General features: G+C 73.4%; 17 protein-coding genes. 9 read left to right on the forward strand and 8 right to left on the reverse strand.

The genetic code is table 11. The annotated features are described in order from the left end of the window. Nucleotides 1–78 precede the first annotated feature (78 nt). Nucleotides 79–1,419: an NAD-dependent succinate-semialdehyde dehydrogenase gene (locus ACFPGP_RS01655; RefSeq protein WP_378585992.1), complete on the forward strand. Its 1,341-nt coding sequence runs from the start codon at nucleotides 79–81 to the stop codon at nucleotides 1,417–1,419. Between the two features lie 44 nt (nucleotides 1,420–1,463). On the opposite strand, the gene ACFPGP_RS01660 is transcribed toward ACFPGP_RS01655, so the two are convergent. Further along, entirely contained in the window at nucleotides 1,464–3,758 is a 2,295-nt protein-coding gene (locus ACFPGP_RS01660) for an aminotransferase class III-fold pyridoxal phosphate-dependent enzyme (protein ID WP_378585994.1), read from the reverse strand. Between the two features lie 194 nt (nucleotides 3,759–3,952). On the opposite strand from ACFPGP_RS01660, the gene ACFPGP_RS01665 reads away from it, so the two are divergent. Next, nucleotides 3,953–4,459: an SRPBCC family protein gene (locus tag ACFPGP_RS01665; protein ID WP_378585996.1), complete on the forward strand. Its 507-nt coding sequence runs from the start codon at nucleotides 3,953–3,955 to the stop codon at nucleotides 4,457–4,459. On the opposite strand, the gene ACFPGP_RS01670 is transcribed toward ACFPGP_RS01665, so the two are convergent. After that, a complete protein-coding gene (locus ACFPGP_RS01670; RefSeq protein WP_378585999.1) occupies nucleotides 4,438–5,742 on the reverse strand; it encodes an FUSC family protein in 1,305 nt (434 codons plus the stop codon). The two genes, ACFPGP_RS01665 and ACFPGP_RS01670, sit on opposite strands and share 22 nt — an antisense overlap. A gap of 186 nt (nucleotides 5,743–5,928) precedes the next feature. Between ACFPGP_RS01670 and ACFPGP_RS01675 the strand changes: the two genes are divergently transcribed. Beyond that, nucleotides 5,929–6,525, forward strand: a complete 597-nt coding sequence (locus ACFPGP_RS01675; RefSeq protein WP_378586001.1) for a GNAT family N-acetyltransferase — start codon at nucleotides 5,929–5,931, stop codon at nucleotides 6,523–6,525. A 39-nt stretch (nucleotides 6,526–6,564) separates the two neighbouring features. Here ACFPGP_RS01675 and ACFPGP_RS01680 read toward each other — a convergent pair whose 3' ends face one another. Both ACFPGP_RS01680 and ACFPGP_RS01685 read right to left on the reverse strand, forming a co-directional pair. Next, a complete protein-coding gene (locus ACFPGP_RS01680) occupies nucleotides 6,565–7,380 on the reverse strand; it encodes an ABC-2 transporter permease (protein WP_378586004.1) in 816 nt (271 codons plus the stop codon). Then, nucleotides 7,377–8,276 (reverse strand): ABC transporter ATP-binding protein, encoded by a 900-nt coding sequence (locus ACFPGP_RS01685; RefSeq protein WP_378586007.1) that lies wholly within the window; start codon nucleotides 8,274–8,276, stop codon nucleotides 7,377–7,379. The genes ACFPGP_RS01680 and ACFPGP_RS01685 overlap by 4 nt, the downstream gene beginning before the upstream one ends. A 130-nt stretch (nucleotides 8,277–8,406) precedes the next feature. Between ACFPGP_RS01685 and ACFPGP_RS01690 the strand changes: the two genes are divergently transcribed. The 3 genes from ACFPGP_RS01690 to ACFPGP_RS01700 all read left to right on the forward strand — a co-directional run bounded on the left by ACFPGP_RS01690 (nucleotide 8,407) and on the right by ACFPGP_RS01700 (nucleotide 11,509). Next, entirely contained in the window at nucleotides 8,407–9,552 is a 1,146-nt protein-coding gene (locus tag ACFPGP_RS01690) for a sensor histidine kinase (protein WP_378586009.1), read from the forward strand. Continuing rightward, a complete protein-coding gene (locus ACFPGP_RS01695) occupies nucleotides 9,549–10,205 on the forward strand; it encodes a response regulator (protein ID WP_378586012.1) in 657 nt (218 codons plus the stop codon). Before ACFPGP_RS01690 ends, ACFPGP_RS01695 begins: the two co-directional genes overlap by 4 nt. 164 nt (nucleotides 10,206–10,369) lie before the next feature. Next, on the forward strand, nucleotides 10,370–11,509 hold the full coding sequence (locus ACFPGP_RS01700; RefSeq protein ID WP_378586014.1) for a Glu/Leu/Phe/Val family dehydrogenase: 1,140 nt from the start codon (nucleotides 10,370–10,372) through the stop codon (nucleotides 11,507–11,509). An 11-nt stretch (nucleotides 11,510–11,520) separates the two neighbouring features. Here ACFPGP_RS01700 and ACFPGP_RS01705 read toward each other — a convergent pair whose 3' ends face one another. Beyond that, nucleotides 11,521–12,420, reverse strand: coding sequence for an NAD(P)-dependent oxidoreductase (locus ACFPGP_RS01705; RefSeq protein WP_378586017.1), 900 nt, complete (start codon nucleotides 12,418–12,420; stop codon nucleotides 11,521–11,523). Next, nucleotides 12,417–13,232, reverse strand: a complete 816-nt coding sequence (locus ACFPGP_RS01710) for a dienelactone hydrolase family protein (RefSeq protein WP_378586019.1) — start codon at nucleotides 13,230–13,232, stop codon at nucleotides 12,417–12,419. The genes ACFPGP_RS01705 and ACFPGP_RS01710 overlap by 4 nt, the downstream gene beginning before the upstream one ends. 135 nt (nucleotides 13,233–13,367) lie before the next feature. On the opposite strand from ACFPGP_RS01710, the gene ACFPGP_RS01715 reads away from it, so the two are divergent. Next, the gene (locus tag ACFPGP_RS01715; protein ID WP_378586022.1) at nucleotides 13,368–13,838 is read left to right on the forward strand and encodes a PPOX class F420-dependent oxidoreductase; all 471 of its coding nucleotides are present in this window, start codon (nucleotides 13,368–13,370) and stop codon (nucleotides 13,836–13,838) included. On the opposite strand, the gene ACFPGP_RS01720 is transcribed toward ACFPGP_RS01715, so the two are convergent. Beyond that, nucleotides 13,835–16,504 carry an ATP-binding protein gene (locus tag ACFPGP_RS01720; protein WP_378586025.1) on the reverse strand — a complete coding sequence of 890 codons (2,670 nt, stop codon included), beginning with the start codon at nucleotides 16,502–16,504 and terminating at the stop codon, nucleotides 13,835–13,837. The two genes, ACFPGP_RS01715 and ACFPGP_RS01720, sit on opposite strands and share 4 nt — an antisense overlap. 128 nt (nucleotides 16,505–16,632) lie before the next feature. Between ACFPGP_RS01720 and ACFPGP_RS01725 the strand changes: the two genes are divergently transcribed. Continuing rightward, nucleotides 16,633–17,484, forward strand: coding sequence for a class I SAM-dependent methyltransferase (locus tag ACFPGP_RS01725; RefSeq protein WP_378586028.1), 852 nt, complete (start codon nucleotides 16,633–16,635; stop codon nucleotides 17,482–17,484). Next, nucleotides 17,481–18,425, forward strand: a complete 945-nt coding sequence (locus ACFPGP_RS01730; protein WP_378586030.1) for a carbon-nitrogen hydrolase family protein — start codon at nucleotides 17,481–17,483, stop codon at nucleotides 18,423–18,425. The genes ACFPGP_RS01725 and ACFPGP_RS01730 overlap by 4 nt, the downstream gene beginning before the upstream one ends. A gap of 4 nt (nucleotides 18,426–18,429) precedes the next feature. Here the strand turns inward: ACFPGP_RS01730 and ACFPGP_RS01735 are convergent, their stop codons facing one another. Continuing rightward, a complete protein-coding gene (locus ACFPGP_RS01735) occupies nucleotides 18,430–19,092 on the reverse strand; it encodes a class I SAM-dependent methyltransferase (RefSeq protein ID WP_378586033.1) in 663 nt (220 codons plus the stop codon). Nucleotides 19,093–19,105 lie beyond the last annotated feature (13 nt).

Raw genomic sequence — 19,105 nt, forward strand, 5'->3', positions numbered from 1 at the left:
GCCTCTACCTCTTGCGATCGAAGGCGTCGCAACGTTGACTCGTACCGACACCTCTCTTCGCCCCCAGGAGATCCACCCATGACCGAGTACGCCGTCCGCAACCCCGCCACGGGTGAGCTGGTCCGCAAGTACGACACCGCCACCGACGCCGACATCGCCAGCGCCATCGACCGCGCGCAGGCCGCCTACCAGGAGTGGGGCCGCCGGACCTCGGTCGCCGAGCGCGCCGCCCTGGTACGGCGCGTGGCCGAGCTCCACACGGAGCGCACCGAGGAGCTCGCCGACCTCATCGTCGAGGAGATGGGCAAGCCTCGCGAGGAGGCCGTCGGCGAGGTCGAGTTCAGCGCCGCGATCTACGAGTACTACGCCGACAACGCCGAGGAGTTCCTCAAGGACGAGGAGATCACGCTGCTCGCCGGGGAGGGCACGGCCCGGATCCACCGCGAGCCGGTCGGCGTGCTGCTCGGGATCATGCCGTGGAATTTCCCGGCCTACCAGGTGGCCCGGTTCGCCGGCCCGAACCTGTGCCTGGGCAACACGATCCTGCTCAAGCACGCGCCGCAGTGCCCCTCGTCGTCGGCGTTCATCGAGCAGATCTTCACCGACGCCGGCTTCCCGGACGGCGCCTACGTCAACATCTACGCCAGCAACGAGCAGGCCGCCGACATCATCGCCGACCCGCGCGTCCAGGGCGTCTCGGTCACCGGCTCGGAGCGGGCGGGTGCGGCGGTGGCCGAGGTCGCCGGCCGGAACCTGAAGAAGGTCGTGCTCGAGCTCGGCGGCTCCGACCCGTTCCTGGTGCTCGGCACCGACGACATGGACGCGACGGTCGAGGCGGCCCTGGCCGCCCGGCTCGGCAACACCGGTCAGGCGTGCAACGCGGGCAAGCGCTTCATCGTCACCGAGGACCTCTACGACGAGTTCGTCGACAAGTTCACCGCCGGCATCCTCGCCGCGGGCCGCGCGCCCCTCTCCTCGGAGCTCGCGGCGGACCGGCTCATGGAGCAGATCGAGCGCGCGAAGGCCGACGGAGCCACGCTGGTCGCGGCCGAGGGCGAGCGCGAAGGGGCACACGTTCCCTCCGGCGTGCTGACCGGCGTCAGCCGCGACAGCGACACCTTCTACCAGGAGCTGTTCGGGCCGGTGGCGATGGTGTTCAAGGCCAAGGACGAGGCCGAGGCGATCCAGCTCGCCAACGACACGCCGTTCGGCCTCGGCTCCTACGTGTTCACCAACGACCCCGAGCAGGCCGAGCGGGTGGCGGGCCAGATCGAGGCGGGCATGGTGTTCGTCAACCTGGTCGACGCCGACGGCGTGGAGCTGCCGTTCGGCGGCGTGAAGAGGTCGGGTCTCGGCCGCGAGCTCGGCCGGTTCGGCATCGAGGAGTTCGTCAACCGGAAGATGATCCGGATGGGCTGATCGGCCACCAGCGCGCGTCGTCCGCTGGCCCTGCGCAGGCAGGGTCAGCGCAGGGAGTGGAGGGTGCTGGTCAGCGCCTCGATGAGCTGATCGGCGTGCTCGTCGCCGAAGACCAGGGGCGGCCGGATCTTCAGGCTCGCCCGGTCTTGTCCGGTACGACCGATCAGCACACCTCGCTCCCGCATGCCCTCGACGATCCTGCCGGTGCGTGCGGGGTCGGGACGACCCGAGGCCGGGTCCACGATGTCCACGCCGACGGCGAGTCCCCAGCCACGTACGTCGCCCACCTGCGGCTCCTCGCTCGCGACACCACGCAACGCCGTGAGGAGTCGCGCCCCGGTGGCCGCGACGCGGGCGACCACGTGCTCCTCCTCGATGGCCCGCAGCACGGCGACCGCTGCGGCGCACGCCGCGGTGCCGCCGCCGAACGTGCTGAAGTAGTCGGTGTCCGCGATGAAGGGGTCCACCAGCTCCGCGGGACCGCAGACGGCGGCGACCGGGTAGCCGTTCCCCATGGGCTTGCCCAGGGTCACCAGGTCAGCCGGCACCTCGCCGGCCATGAAGCTCCACAGGGCGTCGCCGGTCCGCCCGTGCCCGGCCTGCACCTCGTCCGCGACGTACAGCCCGCCCGCTGTGTGCACTGCCGCCGCGGCGGCGGCGGTCCACTCGTGAGCCGGCCCACGGATGCCGTCGCTGGTGAACACGCCGTCGACCAGCATCGCCGCCACGCCGTGGCCGCTGGCCGCGAGGCTCTCCACCGCCGACGCCACCGCAGCGGGTGCGGCAGGCGGAGGCTCCACCAGCCGCATGTGCGGCGGGGACGGACTGTCGCCCCAGCTCTCCGGGGAGAACGCGAACGTCGCCTCCGTGACGCCGTGGTATGCCCACGAGGTGACGATGCCGCCCGTGGCGCCGGTCGCGTGCCGCGCGATCCGCCACGCCAGGTCGTTCGCCTCGCTGCCGGAGTTCACGAGCAGGACGCGGTCGAACCGCGCCGGGAGGGTGGACAGCAGCCGCTCAGCCAGCTCGACCGGAGCCTCCTGCAGGTAGCGGCTGTTGGTGTTCAGCGTGGCCAGCTGCGAGCAGACGGCGTCCACGACCGCCGGGTGGGAGTGCCCCAGCACCGGCACGTTGTTGTAGGCATCGAGGTAGTGGCGCCCGTCCGCCCCCTCGAGGAGCACCCCCCGGCCGCCCACGAGGTGCACGGGCTCGGCGTAGCTGACCTCCAGGCCGCCCAGCACCTGCGAGCGCGCACGGAGCAGCTCGGTGGTGGGCCGACGACGGTAGGGCAGCCCGCGGTAGGGCGGGCTGGTCGCGCCGCCGGTGGCCAGGGCGGTGGTGAACCGCGCTGTCAGCGTGTCCAGGCCGACGTCGAGCATGGCCTCGAGCTGGCCGTACGCCTCCTCGTCGATCTGCGGCGCGGAGCCCAGCTGCTGGGTACGCCACGCAGTGATCAGGACGCAGGCGGCGTAGCGCCCGGCCATCAGGTCGGCGAGGAGACCGACCTCCTGCGGCTCCAGCGGCGTGGTGGCGGCGTAACCGGCCACCACCTCGGGCGCGAGCTCGAACGCACCGTCGAGACCGCTGAGCAGGTCGGCCGTGGCGATGCCCAGGTCGCAGATCAGTGCCGTGTGGGTCATGTCCCCGAAGTCGGTGATCCCGGTGAAGGCGAGCGTGTCGTCGACGAGCACGTTGGTGGGGGCGAGGTCGTTGTGCACGACCTGGGCGCGCACCCTCGCCAGCTCCGGCGCGACCCGCTGCTCGAACCGGTCCAGCACGGCCTGCACCGCCGGGCGCCGCGCCTCGTCGACGGCCGTGAGCCAGGGCCGCAGCTGCGGGAGTCGTCGGACGTCCCAGGTGATCGGGTAGGACGCGGCGGGATGCACGAACCCGCGCAGCGCCTGTCCGAGCCGGGCCGACATGCGCCCCCACTCCCGCAGGTGGGTCGGGCCCATCTCCACCGGATCGGGATGCCGGCCCTCCAGCCAGGTCATGACCCACGCCAGCGATTGCCGGCCGTCGAGCCCGGTCAGCGCCACCGACCACGCACCCTGTCGGGTCGTCACCACGTCGGGCACCGGGACGTCGGGTGCCACGGCCCGGATGTGGCGCAGCGCCGAGTACTGGAAGTCGAGCACCTCCTCGGTGTCCGCAGGGTTGTGCACCTTGAGCAGGTACCGACCGCGGGGGGTGTCGACCCTGAAGTTGCGGTCGCGCTCGCCGTGCACGGCGGTGAGGTCCCCCTCCAGGCCCCACCACGTGGCCAGGGAGTCGTGCAGCGCGGACAGGTCGAGCTCCGGCGCGGACACGGCCAAGGGGTCGTTCGTCGATGCGGTCACCGGACCATTCTGGCGGTGCGCGCTGGTCGTACGTCGACCATGGTCCAGACGCGGCCGGACCGCGGCTGACCGTGGCCGTGGTCCGGGCGATCAGGGGTCCCTCCTGGGACATGTCCCGCGTGAGCACATATCCCACGACCGAGTGATGTCTCCCGGGCCGGTCCCTTCGTATCGTCGGCTCCGACCCAGCACGGATGGGAGGCATCACTGTGGTGAGCAGTCAGTCGCCCGGAGCCCTTCGTGTCCGACGAAGCATGGACGCGACACCGGAAGAGGCGTGGGGTCTCGTCGCCGACATCACGCGCATGGGCGAGTGGTCACCGGAGACCACCGACGCGGTCTGGCAGCGCGGGGCCGGGGGACCCGCCCTGGGTGCCCGTTTCAGGGGCACCAACCAGAGGGGCTCGAAGACGTGGCGCTCCACCTGCACGGTGACGGCGTGCGAGCCGGCGCGGCGCTTCGCCTTCGACGTCTCGATCGGCCCGTTCAGCGTGGCCGAGTGGGCGTACGAGGTCGAGCCGACCGAGGGCGGATGCCTGGTCACGGAGCTGTGGCAGGACCGTCGGGGCGCGCTGGTGACCTGGCTGTCGCCGCTCGTCACCGGGACGAAGGATCGTGCACGTCGGAACGAGGAGACCATGACCGTGACCCTCGACCGGATCGCCGCTGCCGCCTCCGCTCAGCGGCGCGGTGGGTCCTGACGGCCGTCGGGGAGTCGGGGGAGCGGCTGGGTCTCCGCGTCCGGCGAGGGCTCGGGTGGAGCCGGCCTCCGTCTCGACGGGGGTCGGCCGAGGTAGGCCGGCCGCGGGCGGATGGGGCGCAGCATCTGTACCTGGCGCCGGACGCGCTGCTCGAGATCCATCTCGCGCAGCAGCCGCTTGACCGTCGTCCGCATGACGGCGTGCAGCTCCCGCAGCTCCGGAGCGCTCTCGGTCATGGCCAGGTCGTCGAGCCGGGCTCGCGCTTCCTGCATGCCGTCGAGGGCGTCGCGGAGAGCCTGTACGTCGTCCAGGGCCGGGCTCGTGACGGGCCCCGCTTCGTTGCGGACCAGCTGTCCGAACGCATCGATGCCCGCGGCCATCTCACGCAGTGTCTGGGCGAGCCCGGCCACCACGTCCGCGGCGCTCTCGTCGTCGAGCCACGTCGGCTCGGTCGTGGCGTCCACCAGCCCGCGGAACATCGAACGGATGGAGAGCGCGGAGTGCTCCAGCGTCTCGAGGCCCTGGCGCAGCCCCGGCCCGACGTCGGGGCTCCCGACGGCGCGCACGTTGAGACGGCGCCCCTGTTCGGCATGCAGGAGCGCGGAACCGACCCGAGGGATGTCCTCGTGAGTGATCCGGCGGGCCTCGTCCAGCCACGCCCGTGCCGCCGACCCGAGGTCACTGCCCTCGCCCAGGTCAGACATCTCCCGAGCGGCGTGATCGAGCAACCCGCTGATCGAGTCCGCCAGGCCATCGATGGCCCGCGCGGCGTCGGCACTGGCGACACGGGGCGGGAACAGCAGGTTCGCCGCGATGCCCACGGCCGCACCCACCAGCGTCTCCGCGATGCGTTGCCCGGCGGCCGACTCCGCACTCAGTGAGCCGACGCCGAGGACCAGCATGCCGCTGATCGCGACCTCGAGGAGGTTCGAGCGCAGGCGGAGCACCTGGCCGATCGCCAGGCAGACGAAGATCAGCAGGCCCAGGCTCCACCACTCGAGCGGGAGGACGGCAGCGAAGGCCACGGCCAGTGCCACGCCCGTGACCACAGCCACCACCCGGTCGAGGCCGCTGGCCAGGAGCGACACCGGCGTGACCTGGACGACGAGCATCGCGGTCAGCGGGGCCAGCAGTGGCTCCGTGCCCGGGAACAGCAGCGTCGCCACCACATAGCTGGCGACCGCGGCGACCGTCACCCGCAGGGACCACAGGACCCCGTGGCGCCCGTCTGTGCGCAGGCGGGCCAGCTCGATGTCGAGCCTGCGTCGCCACCTGTTGCGCACGCTTCATGATCCTCGATGACTCGCGGGATCGTCTCAGCGCCCTCGCGGGCGGGCAGCAGCTCGGCGGCAGGAGGCTGTCCGCGAAGGTCGACTGCAGAGCCAGGGAGTGCGCGCGGTCCCCAGCAGCGAGACAACCAGGGCGAGACAACTAGTGGTTCCAGTTCGCCTGCCCTAGCATGCCGGAGCATGGATGTTCGCCCTGCGACGGCGGAGGATCTTCCCGCCGCGGCGGATACGCTCATGCGGGCTTTCCGGAATGACCCGGTGTGGGGCCCCGCCCTGGGCGGTGTGACGGCCCTCGAGGACGATCTGCGGGCCTACTGGAGCTTGTACCTCGAGGGTGCGCAGCGCTACGAGACCGTGTTCACCGGCGCAGACGCTGGCACAGTGTCCGTCTGGATCCCTCCCGGTGGGACGGAGCTGTCTGAGGGGCAGGAGTCCGAGCTCCGTGCGTTGGCCGAGCGTGCCCTCGACGCGAGTCACGTAGCGGCCCTGTTCGAACTGTGGGATCGCTTCGACGAGAACCACCCGCACGAAGCTCCACACGCCTATCTGAGCCTGCTGGCCACCAGACCATCTCTCGCCGGCCATGGCTACGGTCAGGCGCACCTGGCCGGTGACCTGGCACGGTGGGACGCGGTTGGCATCCCGACGTACCTGGAGTCGAGCAACCCGGCGAACAACCACCGCTATGAACGGCAGGGATACCTCCAGGTCGGCCAGTTCGAGACGGTCCTGGACCGCGCCATCGTCACGACCATGTGGCGGCGCGTAGGAGGGTGAGGAGAGCGCGCCCTTCGGGGCGCACAGACCGACCCCGCGCTACTTGACCTCGGAGCGGCGCAGGAACAGCAGCCCGACGACGAGGGGAATGACGATCCAGATCATCGTGGTCGATCCGAGCATCGCCCACTCCTCACCGGTGTCCGTGGCGCCCTCGAAGAGCTCCACCTGCGTGTAGTTCCAGTCGATCCACGGCTGCAGGTCCAGGAACCACTCCCGCACCATGGCGAGCAGCGCGAGGATGCCGGGCAGCACGAGCGAGACCACGAAGTAGCCGACGATCGCCGCGGCCGAGGCCCTGAGGACCACGCCGAGCGTGAAGCCGATCGCCATGCCGACCAGGTTTCCGAGCACGATCTGGGGTGCGGTCGACAGCGACACGTCCCAGACGGTGTCGACGCCGGCGAGTGCGGAGCCGACCAGGTTGCCGACGGCGCCCACCGCGAAGGCGACGGCCATCGAGCCGAGGCCCACCAGCACGGTCGCGATCGCCTTGGCGCCGATCACACGTCCGCGGCTCGGCACCAGCGTGAACGTCGTGAGCCCACTGCGCTGGCTCCACTCACTCGTGACGGCCAGGATCGCGATCATCGGCAGGATCACCGACATCGGGAAGCCGATCGCAGTCCCGAAGCTCTCGTAGGTGACGGCGCTGTCAGGAGCGAAGATGATGACCGCCCCCGTCGCGACGACCGACAGGACTCCGATGCTGAGGAGCATCCAGAATCCCGAGCGGGTGTCGAACATCTTGCGCAGCTCGACCTTGACGAGCCGAGTGGTCGGGACGGGACGGGCGGTCCCGCGGACCGGTGCGACCTCCGTGGTGGTCGTCGGCGGGACGGTCGTGGCGGTCATGCCGCAGCTCCTTCGCGTTGGGTGTCGGCAGTGAGCGACAGGAACATGTCTTCGAGCCCGGCTCCCTCGGCGGACCGGAGCTCGGTGAGGGCGATGCCGGCGGTCAGGGCCACGGCCCCGACCCGAGCGGGGTCGGCCTCGGTGCGGACCGAGCCGTCCCCGGCGAGCGTGCTCGGGATCCCGGCCTGCTCGAGTGCGTGGGCGAGGTCGCGCGGTGACGTCGAGCGGGCGAGCGTCCCTGCCGCGGCGAGGAGCTCTTCCTTGGTGCCGGACGCGACGATCTTGCCGTTGCCGATGACGACCAGGTCATCGGCGATGACCTCGATCTCGTGGAGCAGGTGTGAGGACAGCAGCACCGTGCCGCCCTGGCTGGCGAAGCCCGTCAGCAGGTCGCGCATCCACCGGATCCCGGCGGGGTCGAGTCCGTTGGCGGGCTCGTCGAGGATCAGCACCTGGGGGTCCCCGAGGAGTGCCGTGGCGATGCCGAGCCGCTGGCGCATGCCGAGCGAGTAGTTGCGCACCCGGCGCCTGGCCTCGGTGGGCGTCAGGCTCACGAGCTCGAGCATCTCGTCGACGCGCGAGCCGGGCAGGCCCATCGTGGCGGCGGCGACCGCGAGGATCTCGCGGCCGGTGCGACCGGCGTGCTGCGCGGAGGCGTCCAGCAGGACGCCCACCTCGAGGCCGGGGTTGGGGAGGTCGGCGAACCGCACTCCGTTGATGGTCGCCGAGCCGGATGTCGGGACGGTGAGGCCGACCATCACGCGCATCGTGGTGGACTTGCCGGCCCCGTTCGGGCCGAGGAAGCCGGTGACGCGACCGGGCAGGGCGGTGAAGGAGACGTCGTCGACGGCGGTGAAGCCGGCGTACCTCCGGGTCAGGGCCTCAACAGTGATCATGTGACAACCCTCGCCCGCTCGAGGTCGCCAGGCATCGGCCGTGAGGCTCCGGGCCGGTCGTGCCAACGGCTGGGACCGGGTCAGACTTTCGGCCGGTCCCCTGGCGGCGCCCCCTCCCTACGCTGAGGGGGTGAGCAATCCACTGCGGTCCCTGCTGGAGGAACCCCGGCCCTCGCCCCCACCGGTCCGGGTGTGGCGGGACTGGGCGCTGCTGGCGGTCGTGACGGTCTCCGCGGTGCTGGAGGCCGTCCTGCGTGAGGACCTGCCGCTCCCGGTGCTGTCGGCGGTGGTGACGGTGGGGCTCGCGCCTCTGGTGCTGTGGCGCCGTACCCACCCCCTCGCGGTGGTCGCGACCGCCTTCGGCGTGACCCTTGCCGTCGACATCGGGCTGATCGCGGCTGGCGAACCGGCGCTCGACATGTCCACGACGGTCTACTTCCTCGTGTTCCCCTACGCACTGTTCCGGTGGGGCTCCGGGCGAGAGGCGACGGCCGGTCTGGCGATCATCCTGGTCCCGGCGACCCTCGCCCTCTCCGTCAGCTGGACCGGGGCGGCCGACGCCATCGCCGGCGTCGCTGTCCTGATGTCCGCCCTCGCCCTGGGGTGGGCCGTGCGTTCCCAGCACGGCGCCGGGGAGCGAAGGCTGGAGCAGGTGAAGTCGGAGGAGCGGCTCCTGTTGGCGCGCGAGCTGCACGACACGGTGGCCCACCACGTCTCGGCCATCGCCGTCCATGCACAGGCAGGGCGCGCGCTCGCGGCGACCAGCCCCTCGTCGCCGCTCGAGGCACTGGAGGTGATCGAGGTGGAGGCGACTCGCACGCTCGCAGAGATGCGGGCCATGGTCCGCGTACTGCGCAACGAGGCACCCGCCGACTACGCGCCCCAGCCCGGTGTTGCCGACCTCCAGCGGCTGTCCGGGGCATCGCCTGCCGGACCGCGGGTGGAGGTCACGGTCTCGGGGGACCTCGACGCCCTGCCGGCGGCGATCGACGCCGCTGTCTTCCGGATCGCTCAGGAGGCGGTCACCAACGCTCTGCGGCATGCCCGGAACGCCACCCTGATCGACGTGCGCGTCGCCGGCGACCAGTCGACGGTCAGCCTCGTCGTCCGCGACGACGGTGATCCGGGCCCGGCTGACCCTGCCCTCGACGGGGGGTTCGGGCTCACCGGGATGGTGGAACGCGCACTGCTCCTGGGCGGCGCGTGCAGGGCAGGCCCCTGCCCCGGTCGCGGTTGGGCCGTCAGCGCGACACTCCCGCGGCAGGTGCCGGCGTGAGCATCCGGGTGCTGGTCGCCGACGACCAGGATCTCGTGCGGACCGGACTGCGGCTGATCCTCGGCACCCTGGACGGCATCGAGGTCGTGGGGGAGGCGCGGGACGGGCAGGAGGCGGTGCGGCTGGCCCGCGAGCTCCGTCCCGACGTGTGCCTGATGGACATCCGGATGCCCGTCCTCGACGGGGTCGAAGCGACCCGTCTGCTGGCCGGGCCGGGCGTCGAGGACCCGGTCGCGGTCGTCGTGATCACCACCTTCGACCTCGACGAGTACGTGCACGGTGCGCTGTCGGCCGGCGCCACCGGCTTCCTGCTGAAGGACGCCGGACCCGAGCTGCTCGGCGAGGCGATCCGGGCGGCCACCCTGGGTGACTCGCTCATCTCGCCCAGCATCACCCGCCGGCTGCTGTCGACGTTCGCGGGCACCGGTCGGGCAGCTCGCCCCGCCCAGCCCCTCGAGCCGCTCACCGAACGTGAGGAGCAGGTGCTGCTCACCGTCGCGCGGGGTCGTACCAACGCGGAGATCGCCGCGGAGCTGCACATCAGCCTCAGCACGGTGAAGACCCACATCGGCAGCCTCATGGCCAAGCTCGGCGCCCGTAACCGGGTGGAGGTCGCGATGTGGGGTTACGAGACCGGCCGGGTCCGGGAGTAGAGGCCGGCCAGCCCCGCTGGCAGCAAGGCCGGAGGCGGCAGAACGTCCCGGACGAGCGGCAGAGGACCTCTGTCGTGCCAGGACGGGCCCTTGTCCCGTTCCGCCGGGCACCCACCGGGAGCACGGTGATGGTGAGGACTTGTCGGCTCAGGGAGGTGGCGAGGGTGACTGTCGGTGCGTTCAACGAACAGGTAGCCGGAGCGGAGGCGACGGCGTTCTGGCCGGTTGACGACCTGGGGCCCGAGAAGGTGGTGTTCCTGCGGCTGCCGCTGGGGTGCACGGCCACGGTGGTCGTGGACAACACCGCGCTCGGGGTCGGCATCGGCGGTACGCGGATGACGACGACCGTGGACGCCGCAGAGGTCGCGCGGCTGGCGCGGGCGATGACGATCAAGAACGCCGCGGCGGCGCTGCCGCACGGCGGTGCGAAGTCGGGCATCACGATCCCGCGGCCGCTCGACGTGGCCGAGCGGGAGCGCGTCGTACGTGCGTTCGCGGTCGCGATCCGGGGGCTGACCGACTACGTGCCGGGCCCGGACATGGGGACCTGCGAGACCGACATGGCGTGGGTGCGCGACGAGATCGGACGCGCCATCGGGCTGCCGGCGGTGCTCGGCGGGATCCCGCTCGACGAGCTGGGTGCGACGGGCTACGGGCTCGCCGTGACGGCCGAGGCGCTGGAGGAGGCCGGGCTGCTGGAGGTCCGCGGGGCGCGCGTGATCGTGCAGGGTTTCGGCGCGGTCGGCAAGCACGCCGCCCTGCAGCTCGCCGAGCGCGGCGCACTGGTCGTCGGCGTGTCCGACGTCCGCGGCGCGATCTACCAGCCCGACGGGCTGGACCTCGAGGCGCTCGCGGCGTTCAAGGGTGAGCAGGGGGTGCACGAATTCCCCTTCGGCACCGAGGTTCCGCGCGACGACCTGCTGACGATGGAGTGCGACATCTTCGTGCCGGCCGCCCAGGCCGACGTGATCACCAAGCAGAACGTCGACACGCTGCACACGCGCTTCGTGCTGCAGGGGGCGAACCTCCCGATCACCCCGGAGGCCGAGCACGAGCTCCACCAGCGCGGCGTGCTCTGCATCCCGGACGTGATCGCGAACGCCGGTGGCGTGATCTGCGGTGCGGTCGAGTACGCCGGCGGCAACCGTGACCAGGCGTCGCTGGCGATCAGCACCAAGGTCCGCCGCAACGTGCTCCAGGTGCTCGAGCGGATGAAGGCCGACGGTCTCGAGCCGCGCGCGGCCGCGCTGCGGATGGCACACGAGCGGATCGCGGCAGCGGAGGGCTACCGGCGCAGGTTCTGAGCACGGCAGGTTCAGCCCGACGGTGGCGCACCGTCGCGCCCGCGGACGGCCTCGAGGACGGCGATCATGTCGGCGGCCCCGAGGCCTCGCCCCTCCGCCTCGCCGAAGAGCGCGGTGCAGACCGTGAGCAGCGGCATGGTGGCGCCGCGCTCCGAGGCGGCCTCGAGGATCAGGCGGCTGTTGTAGTGCACGTCGCGCACCGACGCCTGCGGCCCGAGGTCGCCGTCGAGGAGCTTGGCGATCTTGACCCGCGAGACCGCGCTCGCCATCGGCCCGGCGTCGAGGATCGCCCCGAGCAGCGCCGGGTCGATGCCGGCCGCCTCGCCGAAGCGGAATGCCTCGGCCAGGCCGGTCACCAGCGCGATCAGGAAGACGTTCACGGCGAGCTTGGTCTCCAGTGCGCCCGGCACCTCGCCGCAGCGGAACGTCGAGGAGCACAGCGGCGCGAGCAGCGGCTCGACCAGGTCGAGCGAGTCCGGGTCGCCGGCGAGCATCGCCACCAGCTGACCCGCCTCGGCCGGGACCCGGGATCCCGACACCGGCGCCTCGACGTACCGCGCCCCGGCGCGCACCAGGTCGTCGCCCAGCGAGCGGGAGTACGACGGCGAGGTCGTGCCCATGTGCACGACCGTGCGCCCGGCGACGGGCACCTCGAAGCGCGACCCGTCGCGGCCCAGGGCCCGGTCGATCACCGCCCCGTTGGCCAGCATCATCAGCACGACGTCGCTCGCCCCGACGAGCTCGTGCACCGAGGCGGCGCGGACGGCGCCCTGCTGCTCCAGGCGCCGGGCCTTCTCCTCGCTGCGGTTCCACACCGTCAGGCGGGTGCCGGCGCGCACGAGGTTGGCCGCCATCGGTTCGCCCATGTGCCCGAGCCCGGCGAACCCCAGCCGCACGTCACCGGAGTTCACGGCAGCAGCCGCCGGGTCAGGTAGGCGATGATCTCGTCGCGCGCCTGCAGCGTCGGGTGCCCGGCCTCGTCGACCAGGTGCGCGGTGACGACGCTGTGCGGCGTCCCGACCAGGTCGCGGAAGAACGGCGGCGGGTCGGGGTTCGCAACCTCGCCGGGCAGCACACGCCCGTCCCACCGCGGGCCCAGCAGCGCCTCGTACGCCGCGAAGCGGGCCGCGGTGCACCAGCGGTCGGTGTCGAACCGGTAACCCAGGACGTCGAGGTCGTCGCGCTCGACGCGGCGCCTCACGGCGTCGGCGTCCTCGGGCGAGATCTCGAGGCCCGCCGGGTCGTCGAGCGGCAGGGAGGGGTGGTTGACGACGGCGGCGACGACCGACGGCTCGAGGGTCATGGTCAGCGCGAAGTTGCCGGTGAAGCACATGCCGACCGCGCCGACGCCCGGCCCGCCCGACTCCTCGTGGGCAAGGCGGGCCAGCGCGCGGAGACGGTCGACGATCGGGCTGGTGCCGCCACCGGCGAAGGCGCGGAACTCCGTGCTGACACACGCGCGACGCATCACCTGCTCGCCGGTCCCGGCCGTCGGCCAGGCGCCGTCGACGCCGAAGAGCGAGGGCAGCCAGACGGTGAAGCCGGCGTCGCGCACCCACCGGGCGAACCGCGCCACGTCGGGGCTGATGCCCGGCATCTCCGGCATCACCACGACCGCCGGCCCGGCCCCGGCGACGTGCACGACGAGGTCCGCGCCCTCGAGGGGGATCACCCGGCGGGTGAAGTCGGCCAGGTCGTCGTCACGCGCGGTCGGCTGGGGCACGGGCATCTCCTCCGGGTGGCAGACGACGAGTCTGGGGCACGCGACCCGAGCCCGCAGGCGGTGCGAGTGCCACGTTGCCGCAGGATCCCGCCAACCGTGGCGTGGGTGCGACCGCCGGCGGGTAAGACTGGCGTCATGGCACCGAGCATCGCGACCACCACGACCGTCGACCTCGAGGGGCTCCTGGAGTTCGTGCGCCCCCGGCACCACCTGGTGCTGATCACCCGCCGCCGCGACGGTTCGCCACAGGTCTCGCCGGTGACGGGAGGCGTCGACGACAGCGGCCGGATCGTCGTCTCCACCTACCCCGAGCGCGCCAAGACCGCCAACGCCCGGCGCGACCCGGAGGTCTCGGTGCTCGTGCTGAGCGACGACTTCGGGGACGCGTGGGTGCAGGTCGACGGCACCTGCGAGGTGATCGACGCGCCCGACTCGGTCGAGGCGCTGGTCGAGTACTTCCGCACCATCTCCGGCGAGCACCCCGACTGGGACGAGTACCGCCGCGCCATGGTGGAGCAGAGCAAGTCGATCCTGCGGATCACGCCCACGCGGTGGGGTCCGATCGCGACCGGCGGGTTCCCGCCGCGGCTGGCCGACCGGGGCTAGTCGACTCCGGCGAGGCGCCGGCTGCGCCCGGCCTGGTAGGCGCTGCCGAGGGCCTCGAGCTCCGCCGCGGACCCGGCGACGGCCCCGCGGTCGCCGGCCTCGAGGGCTGCTGCCCGGCGGACCAGGGCGGCCGTGACCGGGTTGGCGCGGGCCGCCTCGGCCGCTGCCCGCAACCGCACCGCCGCGTCGGGGGCCCCGGCCAGGACGACCGCCTCGGCGAGCGCGGCGGCGTACCACGGGCGCCAGAGCGCGGGCGCCCACTGGCTCCACAGCGGTTCGTCGAGGTCGACCGAGAGCCTGGCCAGCGCGCCCGTCGGGTCGTCACGGTCGAGCAGGAGCACGGCGTCGAGGGCGGGTGACCAACCGAGCTCGACGGCGTCGACCGCCCACCCCCGGCCGGCGAGGAGCTCGCCGGCCGCCTCGACCCACACCGCTCGGGCGGCGTCGTCGCCGCGCAACCCGTGCCCGAGGGCCATCGCGTAGGCGCCGACCGCGAGGGTCGAGGCCCGGTGGCGGCCCGCCTGCTCCCACGACGCGAGGAACCGCTCGCCGTGCGCCGCCGCCGTCACGAGGTCGCCGGCCAGCACGTCGACCTCGAGCCGTCGGGCCAGCGGCGGGTGCACGTAGGCGCGGTAGCAGGGGAGCGCGGCGAGCCGGTCGGCGTACGCCGCGGCCCGGCGCAGCTCGCCGGCCGCCAGCGACACCTCGCAGCCCATGAGCAGGAAGTCGTTGAAGGGGTACGCCGTGGCGGCGTCGACGGACAGCGGGTCGAGCAGTCGGCCGCGCTCCTCGACGGCGCCCATCGCGGCCGGGATCTCGCCGCGCTCGAGGTGGGCCGCGCACACGGCGTCGAGCGCGGACGACGCGGCGACCGGGGCCCCGGCGGCGGCCGCCTGCGCCGCCGCGGCGCGCCCGACCTCGAGCCGGTCGGCGTGCCCGCCCAGCAGCAGGGCGGCTGCCGCGACCTCGACGGTGGCGGCCGCGGCCGAGCCGGCCGGGGCCCGCTCACGCGCCTCGGTCAGCCGCGCCTCGGTCGCCTCGCGGGTCGGCGGGTGCGCCATGATGCCGGGCGCGAGCTCGGAGTGGATCGCCGCCCAGGCGAGCGCGTCGGCGGCTGCGGCGTCGTCGCCGACGGTCACCGCGGCGTCGCGTGCCTCCACCAGCAGGCGGATCGCCTCGTCGCCGACCAGGCGGGCGGCCGCCGCTCCCGCGGCCCGGCGCAGCAGCCGCACCCGTTCGGCCCCGGTCGCCCCCGCGGCCGCCTGCTCGTAGCGGGCCTGCGCCTCCTCCAGCCGTCCGCGCTGCAGCAGCTCGTCGGCGAAACGCTCGCCGAGCCCCTCGGGCGCCGTGGGCCGCGAGAGCGCCACGCGCAGCTCGACGGCGAGCCGGTCGAACCCCGCGCACCAGGTCGCGTCGCGCGCGCCCGCGCCCAGCCGGGCGAGCTCGTCGCCCGCCCACGCGCCGTGCCGCCGGGCCACCTCGTCCGCGTGGGAGCCGAGCAGGTCGGCGGCGTACTGCCGCACCACCTCGAGGAAGCGGTAGGTGGTCGGCGCGCCCACGTCGGCTCGCATCAGGTGCTGGTCGGCGAGGGCGCCGAGCGCCAGCGCCACGGCCGCCTCGGGCAGCTCGGGACCGACCACCCGCTGTGCCGCGGCGACCGTGAACGGCGAGGCGAAGACCGAGCACGCGGCGAGCACCGCGCGTTCCTCGTCGTCCAGCAGGTCGACGCTCCACGCGATGGTGGCGCGCAGCGACCGCTGGCGCGCCGTACCGCCGTCGCCGAGCAGCCGCAGGGGGTCGGCCAGGGCGGTCACCAGCCCGTCCAGCCCCAGCGACGGGTAGCGCGCCGCCGCCAGCTCGATCGCCAGCGCCATCCCCTCCAGCCGCGCGCAGAGCGCCTCGACCTCCGGGCCCTCGGGCGCAGGTCCCCCGGCCGCGGCAGCGCGCCGGCGGAACAACCGGACCGCGTCGTCACGACGGAGGCCCGGCAGCTCGTAGACCCACTCGTACGTCGCGCCCAGCCGCGCTCTGCTCGTCGCGACGACCGTGAGGCGCGGGCAGGCGGCCACCACCGTCGACACCAGGTGCTCCACCTCGGCGAGCACGTGCTCGCAGTTGTCGAGCAGGAGCAACCCGTCGGTGCGCGACAGCACTCCGAGCAGGGCCTCGAGCAGGGAACCGCCGGGCGCCTCGACCACCCCGACCGCGGCGGCGACCGCGGGCACGACGCCGCGCGCGTCCCCGACCTGGGCGAGGTCGACGAACCACCCGCCGTGGGGGCGGTCCGCGGCGGCCTGCTCGACGACCCGCGTCGTCAGCGTCGTCTTGCCTACCCCGCCGGGCCCGGCCACCGTGACCACGCGGTGCTCGGCCAGGGCGCCGGCCAGCAGCGCCGCCTCGGCCTCGCGGCCGACGAAGTCGCCCCCGGGGCGCGGCCAGTGCGCCGGACCGCGCAGCAGGCCGAGCGCGTCCGCCCGGCGGGCGAGGCTGCGCCGGTCGGGCACCTCGAGCTTGCGGATCAGCGAGGTGACGTGGGACTCGACGGTGCGGACCGACAGCGTGAGCCGGTCGGCGATCTCGGCGTTGGTGAGGTGGTCGGCCACGAGCACGAGCACCTCGTGCTCGCGGTCGGTGACCCCGTGCGACCACGCCGTCCGACTCACCACGGTGCCAGTGTCGGGTCGGGCGCACGGCGCCGCCAGCCCCGGCGGGGTGAATTCCGTGCCCACCACGGATGCCGGGAGGCGCGGACGGGGAGCACGCTGGCGGCAGCAGCCGACCAGAGGAGTGAGCGATGCAGTTCGACGCGACGGCGTACAAGGCGACGACCTTGCAGCAGTGGGACGAGGCCGCGGAGGCGTGGCACCGGTGGGGACCCGACCTGGAGTCGTGGCTGGGCGGTGCGACCGAGGCGATGCTCGACGCCGCCGGCGTGCAGGAGGGCTCGCGGGTGCTCGACGTCGCGGCCGGCGCCGGCGGGCAGGGCCTCGCGGCGGCCCGCCGGACCGGGCCGGGCGGGAGCGTGCTGCTCACCGACCTGTCGGCCGAGATCCTGACCTACGCCGAGGGCGCGGCCGCCGAGGCCGGCCTCGGGCAGGTCAGCACCGCGGCGGTGGACGGCGAGGAGATCGGGGACCGCTGGCCCCGCACCTTCGACGCCGCGATCTGCCGGCTCGGCCTCATCTACTTCCCCGACCAGCAGCGGGCGCTGCGGGGCATCCGGGCCAGCCTGCGCGAGGGCGGCCGGTTCGCGGCGGTCGTCTACACCGCGGCCGACCGCAACGGGTTCTTCTCCGTGCCGGTCTCGATCGTGCGCCGCCGCGCGGGGCTGGCGGCGCCCGCGCCCGGGCAGCCGGGCCCGTTCAGCCTGGCCGACCCCGAGGTCGCCCACGCCGACCTCGAGCAGGCGGGGTTCCGAGACGTCACCGTCCGTACGATGGAGGCCCCGCTGCGCATGTCGTCGGCAGCGGAGTGCCTGCGCTTCGAGCGCGAGTCGTTCGGCGCCCTGCACCAGATGCTGTCCGGCCTCGACCCCGAGCGCCGCTCGGAGACCTGGGCCGAGGTCGGCGGGGCGCTCGCGGCGTACGAGGGCGACGAGGGCTTCGTCGGCCCCTGCGAGCTGCACGTGCTGGCAGGCACCCGATGAGCACGCGGTTCACGGTCGCGGCGGTGCAGGCGGCGTACGTCCTGCTCGACCGCGAGGCGACGCTGACCCGGGTCGAGGAGCTGGTCGCGGAGGCCGCCGGCCTCGGCGCCGAGCTCGTGGTGCTGCCCGAGGCGTTCGTCCCCGGGACGCCGCTGTGGATGGACACCGTGCCGATCTGGGACGGCGACGGCCCCTGGTACGCCCGGCTCGTCGAGCAGGCCGTCGTGGTGCCGGGGCCGGCGACCGCCCGCATCGGCGCGGCCGCCCGCGCCGCCGGGGTCCACGTCGTGATCGGCGTGCAGGAGCGCGAGCCGCACGGCACCACGATCTACAACACGGTGCTGTACGTCGGGCCCGACGGCCGGCTGCTCGGCAAGCACCGCAAGCTGATGCCCACGGGGGCCGAGCGGACGGTGTGGGGGCAGGGCGACGGCTCGATGCTCGAGGTCGTGCCGACCGCGCTCGGCCGGCTCGGCGGGCTCATCTGCTGGGAGAACTACATGCCGCTGGCGCGCTTCCACCTCTACGCCCAGGGTGTCGAGGTGTGGCTGGCGCCGACCCTCGCGCGCGGCGACGGCTGGGTCGCCACCATGCGCCACATCGCCCGCGAGGGGCGGGTGTGGGTGGTCGGGGTCAACCCCGCCCTGCGCACGGACCAGGTGCCGGCCGACCTCCCCGACCGCGAGCGGCTGACGCGCGTGCTCGACGAGGAGGACGGCGAGTGGCTCGAGCCCGGCAACACGGTCATCTGCGACCCGGGCGGACAGCTCGTGGCCGGCCCGCTGCGCCACGCGGAGGGGATCCTGACCGCCGAGATCGACCTCGGCCAGGTGGCCGAGCTGCGGCGGCTGTTCGACCCGGTCGGGCACTACAACCGCCCCGACGTCTTCCAGCTCCGGGTCGACACCCGGCCACGTCAGGCGGTCGTGACCACGGGGTGACCCCTCAGCGCCGTCGGGCCAGGGTGACGCCGTCGGCGACGGGGAGCAGGCAGACCGAGATGCGCTCGTCGGCGGCGAGCTTGGCGTTGAGGGCCTGCAGCGCGCGGGTCGAGGCGTCGTCGGGGTCCTCGTCGAGGACGGCGCCCGACCACAGCACGTTGTCGATCGCGATCAACCCGCCGGGCCTGACCAGCCGCAGCAGCCGCTCGTAGTAGTCGTCGTAGGCGGTCTTGTCGGCGTCGAGGAACGCGAGGTCGAAGGTCGACTCCTGGCCGTCGGCGAGCAGCTCGTCGAGCGTGGTCAGGGCAGGCTGGATGCGCAGCTCGACCTTGTGCGCGACGCCGGCGTCGTCCCACGCGCGCCGGGCCAGCGACGTCCACTCGTCGGAGACGTCGCAGCACAGCAGCCGGCCGTCGTCGGGCAGGGCCAGCGCGACGGCGGTGGAGGAGTAGCCGGTGAAGGTGCCGACCTCGAGGCAGCGGCGGGCGCCCATCAGCTCGACCAGCATCGCGAGCAGCGCGCCCTGCTCGGGCGAGACCTGCATGCCGTGCTCGGGCAGCGCGGCCGTCTCCTCACGCAGCCGCGTGAGCACCGCAGGCTCGCGCACACCCATCGCGACGACGTACGCCGCGAGCTCGTCGGAGAGGCCGATGGTCCTGTTCGCCATGCGGTGACTCTAG

Origin of the sequence: Nocardioides taihuensis (assembly GCF_042657275.1) — a bacterium.
Taxonomy (GTDB): Bacteria; Actinomycetota; Actinomycetes; order Propionibacteriales; family Nocardioidaceae; genus Nocardioides; species Nocardioides taihuensis.

What these genes read in the sequence shown, in the direction of transcription:
- ACFPGP_RS01730 (WP_378586030.1), top strand. Translation starts at nt 17,481, where the DNA reads ATGAGCACGCGGTTCACGGTCGCGGCGGTGCAGGCGGCGTACGTCCTG.
- ACFPGP_RS01665 (WP_378585996.1), top strand. Translation starts at nt 3,953, where the DNA reads ATGGGAGGCATCACTGTGGTGAGCAGTCAGTCGCCCGGAGCCCTTCGT.
- ACFPGP_RS01715 (WP_378586022.1), top strand. Translation starts at nt 13,368, where the DNA reads ATGGCACCGAGCATCGCGACCACCACGACCGTCGACCTCGAGGGGCTC.
- ACFPGP_RS01735 (WP_378586033.1), bottom strand. Translation starts at nt 19,092, where the DNA reads ATGGCGAACAGGACCATCGGCCTCTCCGACGAGCTCGCGGCGTACGTC.
- ACFPGP_RS01680 (WP_378586004.1), bottom strand. Translation starts at nt 7,380, where the DNA reads ATGACCGCCACGACCGTCCCGCCGACGACCACCACGGAGGTCGCACCG.
- ACFPGP_RS01675 (WP_378586001.1), top strand. Translation starts at nt 5,929, where the DNA reads ATGGATGTTCGCCCTGCGACGGCGGAGGATCTTCCCGCCGCGGCGGAT.
- ACFPGP_RS01685 (WP_378586007.1), bottom strand. Translation starts at nt 8,276, where the DNA reads ATGATCACTGTTGAGGCCCTGACCCGGAGGTACGCCGGCTTCACCGCC.
- ACFPGP_RS01725 (WP_378586028.1), top strand. Translation starts at nt 16,633, where the DNA reads ATGCAGTTCGACGCGACGGCGTACAAGGCGACGACCTTGCAGCAGTGG.
- ACFPGP_RS01655 (WP_378585992.1), top strand. Translation starts at nt 79, where the DNA reads ATGACCGAGTACGCCGTCCGCAACCCCGCCACGGGTGAGCTGGTCCGC.